The organism is Nostoc sp. 'Peltigera membranacea cyanobiont' 210A (assembly GCF_002246015.1).
In the GTDB taxonomy this organism is placed as follows: domain Bacteria; phylum Cyanobacteriota; class Cyanobacteriia; order Cyanobacteriales; family Nostocaceae; genus Nostoc.
In genome coordinates, this window is sequence record NZ_NOLJ01000002.1 from 802,296 (window position 1) to 817,288 (window position 14,993).

The following is a 14,993-nucleotide window of genomic DNA, read 5'->3' on the forward strand; positions in this document are numbered from 1 at the left end:
ATTAATTACCCCTACACATTAAATCGGAACAACATTACATCTCCTTCCTGCACAACATACTCTTTACCTTCACTGCGAACCAACCCTTTTTCCTTCGCAGCATTCATCGAACCAGTTGTTACTAAATCTTTATAAGCAACAGTTTCGGCGCGAATAAATCCCCGCTCAAAATCACTATGGATTACACCAGCAGCTTGAGGTGCAGACATTCCCGCATTAATTGTCCAAGCGCGGGTTTCTTTAGGGCCACAAGTGAAATATGTCCGCAAGCCTAGAAGCGTGTAAGTTGCCCGAATCAATGATTTCAAACCGCCTTCTTCCACACCTAAAGACTCAAGAAAATCAGCTTTATCTTCTTCTGGTAATTCTACTAATTCAGCTTCAACCTGAGCCGAAACTATCACAACTTGGGCATTTTCTGTTGCTGCGATTTGCCGCACTGTTTCCACAAAATGATTACCCGTTGCCAACTCATCCTCAGATACATTCGCAGCGTAGATAATCGGTTTATAAGTGAGCAGTTCTAATCCTTTAATAATTTCTGTTTCTTCTTCATTCAAACTCACCTGACGTACCGATTTACCTTCATTTAAAGCCGCAGCTAATTTTTCTAAAACTGAGACTTCAAACTGTGCATCTTTGCTGGTACGAGCTAGTTTACGAGTACGATCAATTCGCCGCTCAATTTGTGCTAAATCTGATAAACCCAACTCTATATTAATGATTTCAATATCTCGCGCTGGGTCGACAGAACCAGCAACATGGATAATATCGTCATTCTCAAAACAACGTACCACATGGACGATCGCATCAACTTCCCGGATGTGGGACAGGAATTGATTCCCTAGTCCCTCACCCTGACTTGCACCTTTAACTAAACCCGCAATATCCACAAACTCCACCCGTGCCGGGATGATTTGTGCCGAACTGGCAATTTTAGCAAGAACATTTAACCGTTCATCCGGTACTGCGACAACGCCGACATTCGGTTCAATCGTGCAAAAAGGGAAGTTAGCTGCTTCTGCTTTGGCATTAGCAACTACAGCATTAAATAAAGTAGATTTTCCGACGTTGGGAAGTCCGACAATTCCGGCTCTTAGCATTTTGGATTTTAGATTTGAGATTTTGGATTACATTACCAAGGTAATCTAAACAGGTTCCGGTATGGTTTGGGGAATTGGCCCTGGAACCGTCTGAGGAATGGGAGCAGGTACTGGTTCTGGTACAGGCCCCGGTAACGGTTGAGGAATCGCTGGTCCCGGTACAGGTTCGGGACTAGGTAGTGGACTCGGACCAGGAGTAGGAATTTGTGGTTCGGGTATAGAAATCGCAGTAGGATTAATCATCGTAAGTCCAAATTAAATTATTCAACCCTCCCACGCTAGATGACAACCTCAGCTGTTGACATCTCCCCAAATAGCTATACCCACGAACACATCCTTTAATAATCTACCCCTCTTCTCATTCTCTGCGTCCCTCCGCGCTTCCCTTTGCGCCCCTCTGCGTTTAAACTCCAATCCTCAATTCGCCACCATTTACACAAAACTACTCCTCCTTCACCTTTTCCACCAGCTCTGGCACTGGATCGTAACCACCTGGATGAAACGGATGACAGCACAAAATCCGCCGAGTTGCCATCCAGCTACCACGCAACACTCCAAATCGTTCAATAGCTTCAATAGCATACATCGAACAAGTTGGTTGAAAGCGACAAGTCGGGAGAAACAACGGCGAGATAAACATTCGGTAGCCCCGAATCAGCCAAATAAATAATAATTTCATTGCAGCTACCCAAATCTTATAAATTAGTAACAGGGGTAAAAATTTTCATTTTGTCGCATCTTTGTTAATTACATTTTCTGACTTAACCTCAATTCCGGTTTTCTGGCTGCAAATTGCGTCGGCTGCAATTTGGGTGTTACTCATCCTCCTGATTGCAGGGGTGGTAAACCGCTTTGCCGACAAGCCAGAAATCGTGCGGAAGATAGTTCACATTGGCACTGGTAATGTGATTTTAATCGCTTGGTGGCTAGATATTCCCGCCAGCGTAGGGATTACAGCTTCTATTTTAGCGAGTGCAATCACCTTATTATCCTACCGATTGCCCATTCTTCCTGGTATTAATAGCGTTGGACGGCAAAGCTTAGGGACGTTTTTTTACTCCGTCAGTTTCGGTATTTTAGTTGCCTGGTTCTGGTATTTACAACAACCCCAGTACGCAGCGCTCGGAATTTTAGTAATGACTTGGGGAGATGGATTAGCAGCCTTAATTGGGCAACGCTTTGGTACACATAAGTATAAAGTTTTTGGGACAGAAAAAAGTTGGGAAGGCTCCCTAACTATGATGCTCGTTAGCTATCTTGTCAGTAGTTTGATTTTAGTTGGAACTCAAGGAAACAGTTGGCAAACTTGGGCGATATCGCTGATAGTGGCAGTTATAGCTACTGCTTTAGAAGCTGTTTCATTTTTAGGTATTGACAATTTAACAGTTCCTTTGGGTAGTGCAGCCCTTGCTTTCTTTTTAAGTCAGTTAGTTCTTAGTTACTAATCTTTTTGAGTGCTATTCCTAATTGATTAAATTAAGAGATAGTGCCAAAAATTCATTGTAAGTTAATAATATGAATGCTCAGGAGTTTTTGAGACATTATGCTGCTGGGGAGAGAGATTTTCAGAGCCTCATTTTGGAGTACGCTGACTTGAGTGGGGTTGAACTGCAATTTCTCAATATTAGAGGTGCTAAATTTCGCTATGTCAACTTGAGCAGTATCAATTTGAGAAGTTGCAATTTGATTGGATCTGAATTCTGTTACTGTAACTTGAGCAATGGCAACATCGAGTCTTGTAACTTGGAATGTACCCGATTTTTTGACTGTGATTTGGGAGGGATCAACACCAGGATATGTGATATGACCAGTACTCGTTTCATCAGAGTTAACCTTCGAGATGCCAAGTTGAGCGGTTCTGGAGAAGAACCGTGTGAGTTCTGGGACGTTATTCGACCGGACGGAGAGTTCATCCCCGGTTTTACTTATGTAATTTATCCGGCCCCTTCCCCGGACAAAGTTAATGGGGAGGACATTCCTTTCTAATAAATACTGTGAAGATGTTACAGGGTATACCTCTGCCAAAAAAGAAGCAGATGGTTCAGATGGAGGAGAATATATACCTTGTGTTTTAAGAGCTTGCTTCGAGTTTCTTACCGCGATCGCTCTCCGACTAATTATCTCTAAAGTTGTCCAACAACTTTGACGTAGAGAAATAAACATAAAAAAATCGCCAGGCTTAAGATGCTAGAGAATAGGTGCATTAGGGTCGTAAACCGATTTACATTTACTGGTTTAGCAGTCCGATCGCCATTTCAAGGTGCATCTTACTTTGACTGACTTGTGCTAACTTCCATCTTTATAAATCTCGCTACGATGTCCTATTTTAATTACAGTCACTATCAAAACATCGTCATTTAGTTCATAAATAACTCGATAATCTCCGACTCGAACACGATATGAATTATCATCACCTTGTAATTTTTTAACCCCGTTTGGACGTGGTTCTATTGCCAAGTCGTTGATTTTAGTTTGTATGCGCTCTTGTATGTCTAGAGGTAGTTTCCTAAACTGCTTTTTTGCACCCTTTGAAAATTTAACTTCGTACCTCACGCAACATCCTTGTTTATTTCGTTTCTTATTTCGTTTTGAATTTCATCCCAAGACACTGTGCCATTAATGCGTATATCTTCCCTAGCTTCTTTAATGGCTTTTAAGTCTTCTTCGTCGTCTAGATCGTCGATTCTTTTTAAGAGTGCGTGAATTTCATCTAAAGTACTGTCATAAGCTTGATGTAGCAGTACGTTGATATCTTTAATTAACTGTTCTCTTTCGTGGGCTGGTTTCATTTTAATCATCTGAGCGTGGTTTGACTTTTTCTGCCACCGTCTCTAGTTTCGCGTAGACGTAGAGAAATAAACATAAAAAAATCCCCAGGCTTAGGATGCTGGGAACTAGGTGCGTTAAAGTCGTAAACTGATTTACTGGTTTAGCAGTCCGATCGCCATTTCAAGATACATCTTAGCCTTGTGCAAGTTAAGCAAGCTCTCTTGATCGTATCTGTCAGGGTAGCTCATAGCTTTGCCTTCCATCGTCAGCTTGATCAGTGCTGCTTGCTCATCTGTGGGTGAATTCATCTCATCTACCACCCCTTCAAGGAATTGAATAACGCTAAAGCCTGGAGACTTCAACCCTCTTCCTTGTCTTAGTTGAGCGAGTGCTATCTGTGGGAATGCCATCAAGGTAACAATCCAACTGGTCTTGTAGCCTCCATTCCCAGTAGGCTTCAATCCGTAACGCCTACATAAGTCTCTCAACTCAGCAGTGGTTTTAATTTCAAGTTCTGACCTTGTAAACATAAAATAGAGTTACCCATTTGTAAAAGTGGTATCGGTGGTGAACTTGTTTTGTAGACTGGGTATCACCACCGATCTAAAACTTTATTCTAATGGTTTCGTTAGTATTAAGCTATATTTACATCTCTCAACAATGCCTAATCCTAAAGGGAACCCTCAAAATTTTGAACCAGCGCAAGCAAAGGGAGATAAGCCATTAACTGACCAATTGAGTTTTAGAGTCTCTAAGGAAATGAAGGAAGAGGTAAAGGCTAAAGACGATCCTCCTGAGTTTTGTCGCCAAGCTATCCAAAAAGCACTAGATGAAGATAGGGAGAAATAGTTAAAAGTTTTTGGACTAATACAATACTTCAAGAACTATAAGAAAGTCCTTCTGAACCTCTTAGAGAGGGAGTAGTACTATATTTGAGATTAGAAAAGAAATTGGATTTTAAATTATGGCTTGGGAAATTACCACTGAAGAGTTGTTGAAAAAGTACACTTCTGGTAAACGAAACTTCGCTGGGGCTGTGGTAATTAGAGAAAGAGGATATGGGCGCAACTATATTGACCTTAAAGGTGCTGTCTTGCGGGATATCAACTTGCGTGGAGCCGATTTGAGTTTCGCTGATTTGAGAGGAGCCGATTTGAGTGAAGCCGATCTCTTTGGTGCTTCTCTGATTGAAGCTCGGTTGGATAATGCGATTATCAGAGATGCTAACTTGGAATGTGTCAATTTGTATCAGTGTAATTTGACCAATGCCGATTTGACTGGAACTGTCTTGACTTATATGAATGCTGTTGATGCCATTTTTCGTGGGGCACAGCTCACTCCTTTTGAACACGCTATTTTGATTGGTGCTGATTTTCGAGGTGCTACCCCTGCCCTCCACGACATGATCTGTCGTGGCATGAATGTAATCTGGGATACTATTATGTTCGATGGCACTATTGAACATGGGCCTTACTTTGGAGAGTGGAAATCCATCAGCAAGTAAAGGAGCAGGTTCAATAATAGACTTGATAGCATTGAGTTTTTCTATAATTCCCTCAATAGATCGTTCTTAAATTTTTTCCTGAACTTCTGTAGGAATATTAGCGAAAAAATCATATTTGTACAAAAAAAGTGGTAGAAAGTCAATTTTTCATATCGGCTCAATCAACAAAAAATAAATCTTTTTGATTATATTCAATACCACCCATTAGGTGAAAATTGAACCCTTGTCTATTACCGCGATCGCTCCAAAATCCAATCAAGTAAAATCGGATTGACTAACTCCGGCGCTTCATCCTGCGGACAATGCCCCACTCCTTCTAAAGGAATAAACTTTTGTACTTGGGGAAAGTTAGCTAATTCTCTACCTAACTTAATTGGTTCCCACGGATCGGCTGTTCCCCACAAGATAATCGCAGGACACTGTAACAGTGGTAAAAGGTCTTCTGGTAGTGGCCCTGTAGAATAAGAAGTAAAAGCTAGAAACACAGCCCCAGCCCCCGGATCGCCTGCTGGGGAAGTGAGAATATCTACCAACTCATCTGTCACCATCTCAGCATTCGCATAAGCTTGCAGGAGAATTTTCCGCACTGTTTTCGGTTTGGCGAGTTGATTGAAAAAGAAATCGCCAACTGGTTTGATAGATAACAGGCGTTGCAGTAGAGGCGCTCCGTAACGACGAGATAAAGGTAAAGTTACCCGTTTGCGATCGTGCAACAGCCGTAAAGAACAGTTGAGCAAAGCAACTCCCAAGGCAATATCTGGGTTGCTTACTGCTGCTTGCATAGCGACAATACAGCCAATGGAATTTCCGACTAAAAAAGCTGGCTCACCGACAACTTCACGGCAAAAATCTGCTACTTGTTGTCCCCAGGTTTCTAGTGTGTAGTTAATTTTTTCACCAGGTTGAGGTTTTGCGGAAGCGCCAAAACCAATCAAATCAATAGCATAAACACGGCAATTTTGTGCTAGTACAGGAATATTTTTTCGCCAGTGCCACCAAGAAGCGCCAAATCCATGCACCAGGACAACAGCTGGCCCAGTAGTCCCTTGGGTTTGATAGCAGATCGGAAAATCTTGCCAAATCCAGGTTTTTGTAGAGTTAAGTGCTGTTTTTGAACTTGAGGTTGTCATGGAAAATTTGATGATAACAAGGGTATAAAGGCTTTCAACAGCAAGGCACAAGTAAAATTGTTTTTAATTTGGATAAAATTTATCAGATTTTCAAAATAAATCTTTTGCTCTAGTGATAGCCTATACATATACCACGAAAGCTTCTAAGGTGATAGTTTTATCCAGTATAGAGTTTTCATCTTGTTGATAGAGGTAATTTACTCACAACTGAGATTATGTCAGTAGTTGAAATCATAACTTTTTTAATGTGAGTAATATTTTGGCTATTTTTTAGATGTGAGAGAATTACCATCAGTGCTAGATTCAGTAGTTTCACAATTTACGATCGCAAATTTGGTCTATAAGATTGGCGAATATGAGGCATCGGCTAAGGGGTGGTTTGCAACTGGAAACTGACGCTGAATTTAATAATATTTTTCTTGTTCCTAGTTCTGCGGGCCAGAAATCATGAATCTACTAGAAACAATTGATACTCCCGTTGGGAGCTACGCACCGGATTTTGAACTGCCAGGAATTGATGGTCAAGTACACCATCTCAGGCGTTATCTTGAGAAGTTCCGAGCAGTGGGCGTTATTTCCATGTGTAACCACTGTCCTTACGTAGAGTGGTATTTAGGCAGGCTAAAAAACATTCAAGCCGAATTTGCTCCAAAAGGGTTCACACTAATTGGACTCAATGGTAGTAATGTTGACTACGACACTAGGTCAAGCTTTGAAAATATGAAAGCTTTTGCCCTGCGTCACCAGTTGAATTTTCCCTACCTGTGGGACTCAACTCAAGATGTGACCGGTAGTTTCGGGGCAACCAAAACACCAACAGCCTTTTTAATAGATAGTAATGGTATAGTACGCTACAAAGGTAAAATTGATAATCATCCCCAAGAACCATTATCAGTGGGAGAGGATTATTTGAGAACTGCGATCGCCTCTCTGTTTAAAGGTGAAGAAATAGCCATACCACAAACAGAACCAGTAGGTACTACATTGATTTGGCGTAACTAGACATAGATAGTCCCTGTAACTGTTATCTTAAATTGGAGGCAATTGCAACTTTTTTGATAAAGCGTAACTTCATGGGAACGAATTACCGACGGGTTTTACTCAAACTGAGCGGTGAAGCCTTAATGGGCAACATGGGCTATGGCATTGATCCCGAAGTGGTCAAAGGAATAGCACAAGAATTAGCAGAGGTGATAGCCACTGGTACTCAAATCGCCATAGTTGTTGGCGGCGGCAATATTTTTCGTGGCGTCAAAGCAGCGTCGGCGGGGATGGACAGGGCAACCGCTGACTATATCGGGATGATTGCCACGGTAATGAATGCCATGACGCTGCAAGATTCGCTAGAACGCATAGGAGTACAGACGCGAGTACAAACCGCGATCGCTATGCAAGAATTAGCAGAACCATATATCCGTCGTCGTGCCATCCGTCATCTTGAAAAAGGACGGGTGGTAATTTTTGGTGCTGGTTCTGGAAATCCCTTTTTTACTACAGATACTACTGCGGCATTAAGAGCAGCAGAAATCGATGCTGAGGTGATTTTTAAAGCCACCAAAGTAGATGGAGTATATGATGCCGATCCTCATATTTATCCTGACGCCAAGCGTTACAATAGCTTAACCTACGCGCACGTTTTAGCCCAAGATTTGCGGGTGATGGATAGTACTGCGATCGCCTTGTGTAAAGAAAATAATATCCCAATTCTGGTATTTGACCTAACGGTGCGAGGAAATATCCACCGAGCAGTCTTGGGAGAATCCATCGGCACCCTTGTGGGAGGTTCTTGTGAAATTAGCTGAAGCTGAAAGTACGATGCAAAAAACCGTTGAGGCGACTCAACGATCTTTTAACTCGATTCGCACTGGTCGCGCCAATGCGAGTCTATTAGATAAGGTATTGGTGGATTATTACGGTTCGCCCACTTCCTTGAAATCACTGGCGAACATTAGCACGCCGGATGCCACGACAATCTTAATTCAACCCTACGAGCGCAACACCCTAAACATCATTGAGAAAGCTATTTCCCTCTCAGATGTGGGTTTAACACCCAGTAACGACGGTTCTGTAATCCGGTTGAATATTCCGCCCTTAACCAGCGAACGCCGTAAAGAATTCGTCAAAATGGCATCCAAATATGCTGAAGAGGGTCGTGTTGCTATTCGCAACATTCGCCGCGATGCCATAGACGCCATTCGCAAACAGGAGAAAGCCTCCGAAATCTCCAAAGATGAATCAAAAGACCAACAAGACAACTTGCAAAAACTAACAAACGAGTACACTGCCAAAATAGACTCACTGTTGGCAGAAAAAGAAAAAGACATTACGACTGTTTAAAGTCTCAAGTCTGAGTATAAAGGCTGAAGAATGATGGATAAATTCTTCAGCCTTTATCATTTATTAGGTATTTAACAAAAATTGATTGAGTATCTCAATAGAAAATAAACTAATTCTGGAGCAAAAATTCAGCCTTATGTACGACTGTATCATTGTCGGCGCTGGCCCAGCTGGTGGAACAGCCGCATATCATTTAGCCAAACAAGGTCGCTCAGTATTAGTGTTAGAAAAAGAATCCCTGCCAAGATATAAACCTTGTGGTGGTGGTGTATCTCCAGCAATCGCTCAATGGTTTGACTTTGATTTTAGCCCAGTAATTTCTGTAAAAGCCGACTCCCTTCGCTTTACCTGGAATTTGGGCGACCCTGTGGAGGCAAAAATAGCCACCAAAGAACCAGTCTGGATGGTGCGACGAGATATTTTTGACCATTTCTTAGTGCAGCAAGGACAGAAGCAAGGGGCTGAACTACGAGATAATACGGAAGTAACGGGTATTGAATTTAAAAGCGACTATTGGCAAGTTAACACAACTAATGGCCCAGTTACAAGTCGCTACTTAATTGCGGCTGATGGTGCTAAAGGGCCAATGGCAAAATGGCTCGGCTTCAAAGACCGTAAACGGCGTTTAGCAGCAGCTTTGGAAGCAGAAATTCCCGCAACTGTCAAGGACAAATCTACAATTCACTTCGAGTTTGGCTTAGTAAAAAATGGCTACATTTGGAACTTCCCGAAGGCAGACGGTTATTCCATTGGTGTTGGTACGTTTATTGGTGGTCAACCCCAGGACTTTAAGAAAATTTTAGATGAGTACGCGCGATCGTTTAATGTAGATATCAAAACTGGTAAGCAGTATGGTTATCCCCTTTGCTTGTGGGATGGCAACCAAAAGTTACATACCCAAAATGCGGTTTTAGCTGGGGAAGCTGCTTGTGTAGTCGATCCGATGACAGCAGAAGGCATTCGTCCGTCAATTTTTAGCGGTTTGATTGCAGCAGGAGCCATTAATGAGGCTCTTTCGGGTGATACTAACGCTTTAGAAAAATATAGCGAAACGATTAATGAAGAATGGGGTACTGAGATGGCTTGGGCGCAAAAATTAGGTGGAGCATTCTATCGTTTTCCTGGCATTGGCTACAAAGTTGGTGTTAAGCGTCCCTCCGGTGCGAAAATCATGGGTAAGATTCTGTGTGGAGAACTTCGCTATGGCGATGTTGCCGGTCGCGCCCTCAAGCGTTTAATTCCTGGTTTTGGAGGTTAATTAACCAAACAAGTTGCTTGAGCAACTTGTTAAAGGTGGGGAAACTTCCACCACAGTGTAATAGGCATTTCTCAATATGGCAATTTACTTGACAAAACGGCTATCTGTGTTCGCTAATATTCTTGCTCTTGTCCTGTTCATACCGGGAATTGCCTTAGCTGCACCCCTTCAAATCAATACTACTTCTGGTGTTATTTTCGCCCAAACTACCAAAACTGCAAGCTACTCCACCTCGTCGGAGATTAACCTGACTCCCTTACAACGCCAAGAACTTCAGGCTGTGCGTCAGAGAAGAAACAGGGAAATTGAGACAGTGTTAAACTCAGCCCAGCGTGCCCAACTTAATCATCATCTTCGGGCTGGTAATAATATCAAGCAAGCCCTAGAAAAACTAAATTTGCAACCAGAACAGCAAGATTTTGTAAAGGCGATCGTGCAATTTACTAACTTGAAAATGAAGGCTATTTCATCTAGGCATTTACTGACAAGAGGAGAGAAATAAAAGTTTGATTTGTAGAACTTATGGAAACATTTGACTAATCTGGACTTCAATTTCTGGAAAGGGAATCAAGGATAACGTTGCATCCTCCTGCACAATAAATTCAAGATTGTAACCTTCCAAACCCGGTTCGCAGAAAACATAAACCTGACGCTGATTCACATCCAAAATCCAGTAGTCAGCAATCCCTGCCATAGCATAAAGAGGCACTTTTTGTTTGCGATCTGTCTCTAGTGTTGAATAGTCAAAACCATTAACCAATCGAAAACCCTCTGAGAGGTGGCTACAGAGTCGATGGTAGGTTATTACTAGCTATCATATCGGATAGCAAAGTGTCACTAAGGGGCCAATAAAGGCAAATCCCTCAATAGTTGCCTAGAGAGGGATTTTGTGTGGGCTAGAGAGAGATTTTGGGGTGAGTGTGGCGTTGATTTTTTGACTGCTAGTTTAAATTATTTGCTTTCTCAACTGCTTCCTTTAACTCTTCAAAGGTAATACTACCGTCTTTGTCTGAATCATACTGTACTAGTAACTCCTGGGGACTAGTGGTATTTGTTTCTGATGAGATGATTGCACTTAAGCCAGGACTTAGAAAAAGATCATTAATGGAGATTTTGCCGTCTCGATCGCCATCTAAGCTATTAAAAAGAGATTGAAGCTCTTGCTCGGTTGTCATAAGTTTCTATCCGAATTGATTTTTCAATTTAATATCTCAAAATCTTGACAAATACGCAAGAACAGTTAATAAAAAGATTTTATTGGGTGCGGGATGGCGATCGATATACTTTCGCTAATCGATGCGGACAACAGCGATATCTGGCTCAGGTTCGGAGTATTGGCTCAACTGAATGGGATTTTGCACCCGAACTAAGGCAACTTCTACTAGCGATGCCTGCGGCGGGCTGCGCCAACGCTTCAGATAGTCAGATGCACAAAGTCGTTGGCGCTCATCGGGATAACTTGCCCTTAAATCAGTTCCACCCGTTCATCCGGTGCAATAATACCCGTCTTCAGCATCAGGTGATATTCGTTTACAGTCCACAGGCGCACTCTAGTTTGTGTCATTGTATTTCCTTTAGCGATACCTGTGGCGGGCTACGTCTAACGCACATCACTTTTAGGCGATTATCTCTTACTCTCAACTTTGGCAGCATCTATAATTAATCTTGCCCTATTTAGTTCGTTACCATGTCGGAAGAAGATATCCGAGCCGCGAGGCTGGAGAAAGTACAACAGCTCAAGCAGCTAGGGACTAATCCCTATGCCTATCGTTGGGAATCTACCCATCACGCAGCGCTGTTGCAAGAACAGTTTGCCGATTTATCTAGTGGTGAAGAAGTTGATTTGGAAGTTGCCATAGCCGGACGCATTATGGCGCGTCGCGTTTTCGGTAAATTGGCTTTCTTCACCTTGCAAGATGAAACCGGTACAATTCAGCTTTATCTAGATAAAAATCGTATCCAAGAAGGTATGGCAGATATTGATGCCGATGCCTTCAATCACCTGAAGCAACTTACAGATGCAGGTGACATATTAGGAGCCAAAGGTACTATTAAACGGACTGAAAAGGGCGAGTTATCTGTCTACGTTAAACAATATACTATCCTCACTAAATCTCTGCTGCCCCTACCCGACAAGTGGCATGGATTAACGGATGTTGCCAAGCGCTACCGTCAGCGCTACGTTGACTTGATTGTTAACCCGGAAGTGCGGCAAACTTTCCGCCGTCGCGCTCAAATTACTGCTGGTATTCGCCGTTATTTAGAACAGCGGGATTTTCTGGAAATTGAAACACCAGTTTTGCAAAGTGAGACTGGGGGTGCAGATGCACGTCCATTTATCACCTATCACAACACTTTAGAAATGGAGTTGTATCTGCGAATTGCCACAGAACTCCATCTCAAGCGGTTGATTGTGGGTGGTTTTGAAAAGGTGTTTGAATTGGGGCGAGTTTTCCGCAATGAGGGAATTTCGACTCGACACAATCCTGAATTTACGACGATTGAAGTTTACCAAGCCTACGCCGACTACAACGATATGATGGCGCTGACAGAAGGAATTATTACCACTGTCGCCCAAGAGGTACTCGGCACATTGGAAATTACCTACCAAGGGGAACCTATAAATTTAACACCACCTTGGCGGCGGGTAACAATGCACGATTTAGTTAAAGAATTTACGGGCTTGGATTTTAATTCGTTCCAGAGTTTGGAAGAAGCAAAAACAGCAAGTAAAAATGCTGCTATTCCTGGTATAGATGAAGCCCAATCAATTGGTAAGTTATTAAATTTAGCCTTTGAAGAGAAGGTAGAAGCCAATTTAATTCAACCTACCTTTGTAATTGATTACCCTGTAGAAATTTCGCCCCTAGCAAAACCTCACCGTTCTCAACCTGGTTTGGTGGAAAGATTTGAGTTATTTATAGTCGGGCGAGAAACTGGGAATAGCTTCTCAGAACTTACCGATCCTATCGATCAAAGAGAACGTCTTGAAGCACAAGCGGCACGGAAAGCTGCCGGTGACTTAGAAGCCCAAGGTGTAGATGAAGACTTTCTCACCGCTTTGGAATATGGGATGCCGCCTACTGGTGGTTTAGGGATTGGGATTGATCGATTGGTGATGTTATTAACTGATTGTGCCAGTATTCGGGATGCGATCGCTTTCCCCTTACTCAAGCCAGAAAAATCAGAATCATCCCCAGAAGAATCCTAATCTTTCACCCCATTCCTTAATCCCCTCCCCGCAAGCGGGGAGGGTGGGGCCCCCTCTGGGGATTAGGGGCAGGGAGACAAAGCGTAGGGCGGGGTGGGGTTCTTTTGTTTGAAGCCCCTACATCACTACTTTTTCTAAGATCAGCTTAGAACGCTTCACTTGCTCAGGAATCGTCACGGGATAATCTCCAGTAAAGCAGGCAGAACAGAAACTATTGGTGTCCTCCCGTGTCGCTTCTAGCATTCCCTCCCAACTCAGATAGGCGAGACTGTCTACTTCCAGTTGCTTGGCAATTTCCGCTACTGACTTGGTAGCAGCAATCAGCTGATCCTGAGAATCGGTATCGATACCATAGAAGCAGGGATGAGTTACAGGTGGAGACGAAATTCGCATATGTACCTCTACTGCACCTGCATCACGTAAGGTTTTGACTAGTTTACGGCTGGTAGTACCCCGTACAATCGAGTCGTCTACAATAATTACTCGTTTACCTACTAGCACATCTTTGAGGGGGTTGAGTTTCATCCGCAAACCCGATTCCCGCATGGTTTGGGTTGGTTGAATGAAGGTTCGCCCAACATAGCGATTTTTAATCAGTCCTTCGCCGTAAGCGACACCAGACGCTTGGGAAAATCCGATCGCAGCAGGTATACCAGAATCAGGAACACCAAAGACAATATCGGCATCTACAAAAGATTCTTTAGCTAGCTGGTGTCCTAACCGCATTCGATAGCTGTACAAACTCTCGTTGTGCATGACGCTATCAGGGCGGGCAAAGTAAATCATCTCGAAGATACACAATTTCCGCTCAGATTTTTGACTCCAATGATAAGAAGCTAAACCTTCTTCAGTAATCCAAACTAATTCACCTGGTTCTACGTCTCGCAGATATTCGGCTCCAATAATGTCTAAACCACAAGTCTCAGAAGCCAAAACGTAACGGACTGGATTACCAGCCAAAGTGCCGATTACTAAGGGGCGGATTCCATTAGGGTCACGGACACCCATAACGCCGACGGGAGTGCCAATAACTAAACTAAAGGCTCCTTGGCAACGGTGAAATGCCTTAATTGCACCTTCTAGCCAATCAGCGCCCGTATCTATGGCTTCTGCGATCGCAAAAGCGATCATTTCTGAGTCTGTTGTTGTGACTAAGTTACATTTATTTTCAAGCAACTCTTGACGTAGTTGCACAGTATTGACTAAATTACCATTGTGTGCAAGTGCTAATGAACCTAAACGGGTTTCTAGTACTGCGGGTTGAGCATTAACTTTGCGGCTAGAACCTGTGGTGGAATAACGAGTGTGACCAACAGCAAGACTACCGGGCAATTGATCCAAGACAGATTCATTGAAAACTTGAGACACCAAGCCCATATCCTTGTGGAGATGTACTTGTGTACCCTCAAAGGTGGCAATACCAGCTGATTCTTGACCCCGATGCTGGAGGGCATACAATCCAAAGTAGGTCAGTTTAGCAACGTTTTCTCCTGGGGCGTAGATGCCAAAAACACCACAAGCTTCTTCGGGCTTGTCAGGCTGATTTTCATGACTATTGATTGGGTTGTTGGTTGGGTCGGGGTATTCATCCGAAGTGACAGAATGAATAGAAATCATGCTAGCTTTGCTCCTGGTGGGGGGGAGTCAATCAATTTTGGATTTTAGATTGACGATTTTGGAT

Annotated in this window: 22 protein-coding genes; 12 read left to right on the plus strand and 10 right to left on the minus strand. The window is 42.9% G+C overall.

What is annotated here, in order from left to right; genetic code table 11:
- Window positions 1-11 precede the first annotated feature (11 nt).
- The 3 genes from ychF to yidD form a co-directional block, all read right to left on the minus strand.
- Window positions 12-1,103 (minus strand): redox-regulated ATPase YchF, encoded by a 1,092-nt coding sequence (gene ychF / locus CDG76_RS08365; protein WP_094348566.1) that lies wholly within the window; start codon window positions 1,101-1,103, stop codon window positions 12-14.
- A gap of 45 nt (window positions 1,104-1,148) precedes the next feature.
- Window positions 1,149-1,346 carry a hypothetical protein gene (locus tag CDG76_RS08370; protein WP_094348567.1) on the minus strand — a complete coding sequence of 66 codons (198 nt, stop codon included), beginning with the start codon at window positions 1,344-1,346 and terminating at the stop codon, window positions 1,149-1,151.
- 199 nt (window positions 1,347-1,545) lie between these two features.
- Window positions 1,546-1,782 carry a membrane protein insertion efficiency factor YidD gene (yidD, locus tag CDG76_RS08375; RefSeq protein ID WP_094348568.1) on the minus strand — a complete coding sequence of 79 codons (237 nt, stop codon included), beginning with the start codon at window positions 1,780-1,782 and terminating at the stop codon, window positions 1,546-1,548.
- A gap of 61 nt (window positions 1,783-1,843) precedes the next feature.
- Between yidD and CDG76_RS08380 the strand changes: the two genes are divergently transcribed.
- From CDG76_RS08380 to CDG76_RS35950, 3 genes are all read left to right on the plus strand, one after another.
- On the plus strand, window positions 1,844-2,548 hold the full coding sequence (locus tag CDG76_RS08380) for a diacylglycerol/polyprenol kinase family protein (RefSeq protein ID WP_094348569.1): 705 nt from the start codon (window positions 1,844-1,846) through the stop codon (window positions 2,546-2,548).
- 70 nt (window positions 2,549-2,618) lie between these two features.
- Entirely contained in the window at window positions 2,619-3,089 is a 471-nt protein-coding gene (locus CDG76_RS08385) for a pentapeptide repeat-containing protein (protein WP_094348570.1), read from the plus strand.
- Window positions 3,067-3,249 (plus strand): hypothetical protein, encoded by a 183-nt coding sequence (locus CDG76_RS35950; RefSeq protein ID WP_143854046.1) that lies wholly within the window; start codon window positions 3,067-3,069, stop codon window positions 3,247-3,249. The genes CDG76_RS08385 and CDG76_RS35950 overlap by 23 nt, the downstream gene beginning before the upstream one ends.
- 140 nt (window positions 3,250-3,389) lie before the next feature.
- Here CDG76_RS35950 and CDG76_RS08390 read toward each other — a convergent pair whose 3' ends face one another.
- The 3 genes from CDG76_RS08390 to CDG76_RS08400 form a co-directional block, all read right to left on the minus strand.
- The gene (locus CDG76_RS08390; RefSeq protein WP_094348571.1) at window positions 3,390-3,656 is read right to left on the minus strand and encodes a type II toxin-antitoxin system RelE family toxin; all 267 of its coding nucleotides are present in this window, start codon (window positions 3,654-3,656) and stop codon (window positions 3,390-3,392) included.
- On the minus strand, window positions 3,653-3,892 hold the full coding sequence (locus CDG76_RS08395) for a hypothetical protein (protein WP_094348765.1): 240 nt from the start codon (window positions 3,890-3,892) through the stop codon (window positions 3,653-3,655). The genes CDG76_RS08390 and CDG76_RS08395 overlap by 4 nt, the downstream gene beginning before the upstream one ends.
- Window positions 3,893-4,024: 132 nt before the next feature.
- A complete protein-coding gene (locus tag CDG76_RS08400; RefSeq protein ID WP_094348572.1) occupies window positions 4,025-4,402 on the minus strand; it encodes a hypothetical protein in 378 nt (125 codons plus the stop codon).
- Window positions 4,403-4,532: 130 nt separating this feature from the next.
- Between CDG76_RS08400 and CDG76_RS08405 the strand changes: the two genes are divergently transcribed.
- Both CDG76_RS08405 and CDG76_RS08410 read left to right on the plus strand, forming a co-directional pair.
- Window positions 4,533-4,721, plus strand: coding sequence for a hypothetical protein (locus CDG76_RS08405; RefSeq protein WP_094348573.1), 189 nt, complete (start codon window positions 4,533-4,535; stop codon window positions 4,719-4,721).
- Between the two features lie 115 nt (window positions 4,722-4,836).
- Window positions 4,837-5,376, plus strand: a complete 540-nt coding sequence (locus tag CDG76_RS08410) for a pentapeptide repeat-containing protein (protein WP_094348574.1) — start codon at window positions 4,837-4,839, stop codon at window positions 5,374-5,376.
- A 230-nt stretch (window positions 5,377-5,606) separates the two neighbouring features.
- Here the strand turns inward: CDG76_RS08410 and CDG76_RS08415 are convergent, their stop codons facing one another.
- A complete protein-coding gene (locus tag CDG76_RS08415) occupies window positions 5,607-6,506 on the minus strand; it encodes an alpha/beta fold hydrolase (RefSeq protein ID WP_094348575.1) in 900 nt (299 codons plus the stop codon).
- 447 nt (window positions 6,507-6,953) lie between these two features.
- Between CDG76_RS08415 and CDG76_RS08420 the strand changes: the two genes are divergently transcribed.
- The 5 genes from CDG76_RS08420 (at window position 6,954) to CDG76_RS08440 (ending at window position 10,603) form a co-directional block, all read left to right on the plus strand.
- Window positions 6,954-7,508 carry a thioredoxin family protein gene (locus CDG76_RS08420; RefSeq protein WP_094348576.1) on the plus strand — a complete coding sequence of 185 codons (555 nt, stop codon included), beginning with the start codon at window positions 6,954-6,956 and terminating at the stop codon, window positions 7,506-7,508.
- A gap of 71 nt (window positions 7,509-7,579) precedes the next feature.
- Window positions 7,580-8,308: a UMP kinase gene (pyrH, locus tag CDG76_RS08425; protein ID WP_094348577.1), complete on the plus strand. Its 729-nt coding sequence runs from the start codon at window positions 7,580-7,582 to the stop codon at window positions 8,306-8,308.
- Window positions 8,295-8,843 (plus strand): ribosome recycling factor, encoded by a 549-nt coding sequence (frr, locus tag CDG76_RS08430; protein ID WP_094348578.1) that lies wholly within the window; start codon window positions 8,295-8,297, stop codon window positions 8,841-8,843. Before pyrH ends, frr begins: the two co-directional genes overlap by 14 nt.
- A 136-nt stretch (window positions 8,844-8,979) precedes the next feature.
- Window positions 8,980-10,101: a geranylgeranyl reductase family protein gene (locus tag CDG76_RS08435; protein ID WP_094348579.1), complete on the plus strand. Its 1,122-nt coding sequence runs from the start codon at window positions 8,980-8,982 to the stop codon at window positions 10,099-10,101.
- A 76-nt stretch (window positions 10,102-10,177) separates the two neighbouring features.
- A complete protein-coding gene (locus CDG76_RS08440) occupies window positions 10,178-10,603 on the plus strand; it encodes a hypothetical protein (protein WP_094348580.1) in 426 nt (141 codons plus the stop codon).
- 18 nt (window positions 10,604-10,621) lie between these two features.
- On the opposite strand, the gene CDG76_RS08445 is transcribed toward CDG76_RS08440, so the two are convergent.
- Window positions 10,622-10,861, minus strand: coding sequence for a Uma2 family endonuclease (locus CDG76_RS08445; protein WP_223265179.1), 240 nt, complete (start codon window positions 10,859-10,861; stop codon window positions 10,622-10,624).
- Window positions 10,862-11,042: 181 nt separating this feature from the next.
- Entirely contained in the window at window positions 11,043-11,276 is a 234-nt protein-coding gene (locus CDG76_RS08450) for an EF-hand domain-containing protein (RefSeq protein WP_094348581.1), read from the minus strand.
- 44 nt (window positions 11,277-11,320) lie between these two features.
- Between CDG76_RS08450 and CDG76_RS37165 the strand changes: the two genes are divergently transcribed.
- Together CDG76_RS37165 and lysS are read left to right on the plus strand one after the other, a co-directional pair.
- The gene (locus CDG76_RS37165) at window positions 11,321-11,764 is read left to right on the plus strand and encodes a hypothetical protein (RefSeq protein WP_190240794.1); all 444 of its coding nucleotides are present in this window, start codon (window positions 11,321-11,323) and stop codon (window positions 11,762-11,764) included.
- Between the two features lie 24 nt (window positions 11,765-11,788).
- Entirely contained in the window at window positions 11,789-13,312 is a 1,524-nt protein-coding gene (lysS, locus tag CDG76_RS08460; protein ID WP_094348582.1) for a lysine--tRNA ligase, read from the plus strand.
- A gap of 117 nt (window positions 13,313-13,429) precedes the next feature.
- Here lysS and purF read toward each other — a convergent pair whose 3' ends face one another.
- The gene (purF, locus tag CDG76_RS08465) at window positions 13,430-14,929 is read right to left on the minus strand and encodes an amidophosphoribosyltransferase (RefSeq protein WP_094348583.1); all 1,500 of its coding nucleotides are present in this window, start codon (window positions 14,927-14,929) and stop codon (window positions 13,430-13,432) included.
- Between the last annotated feature and the right edge of the window lie 64 nt (window positions 14,930-14,993).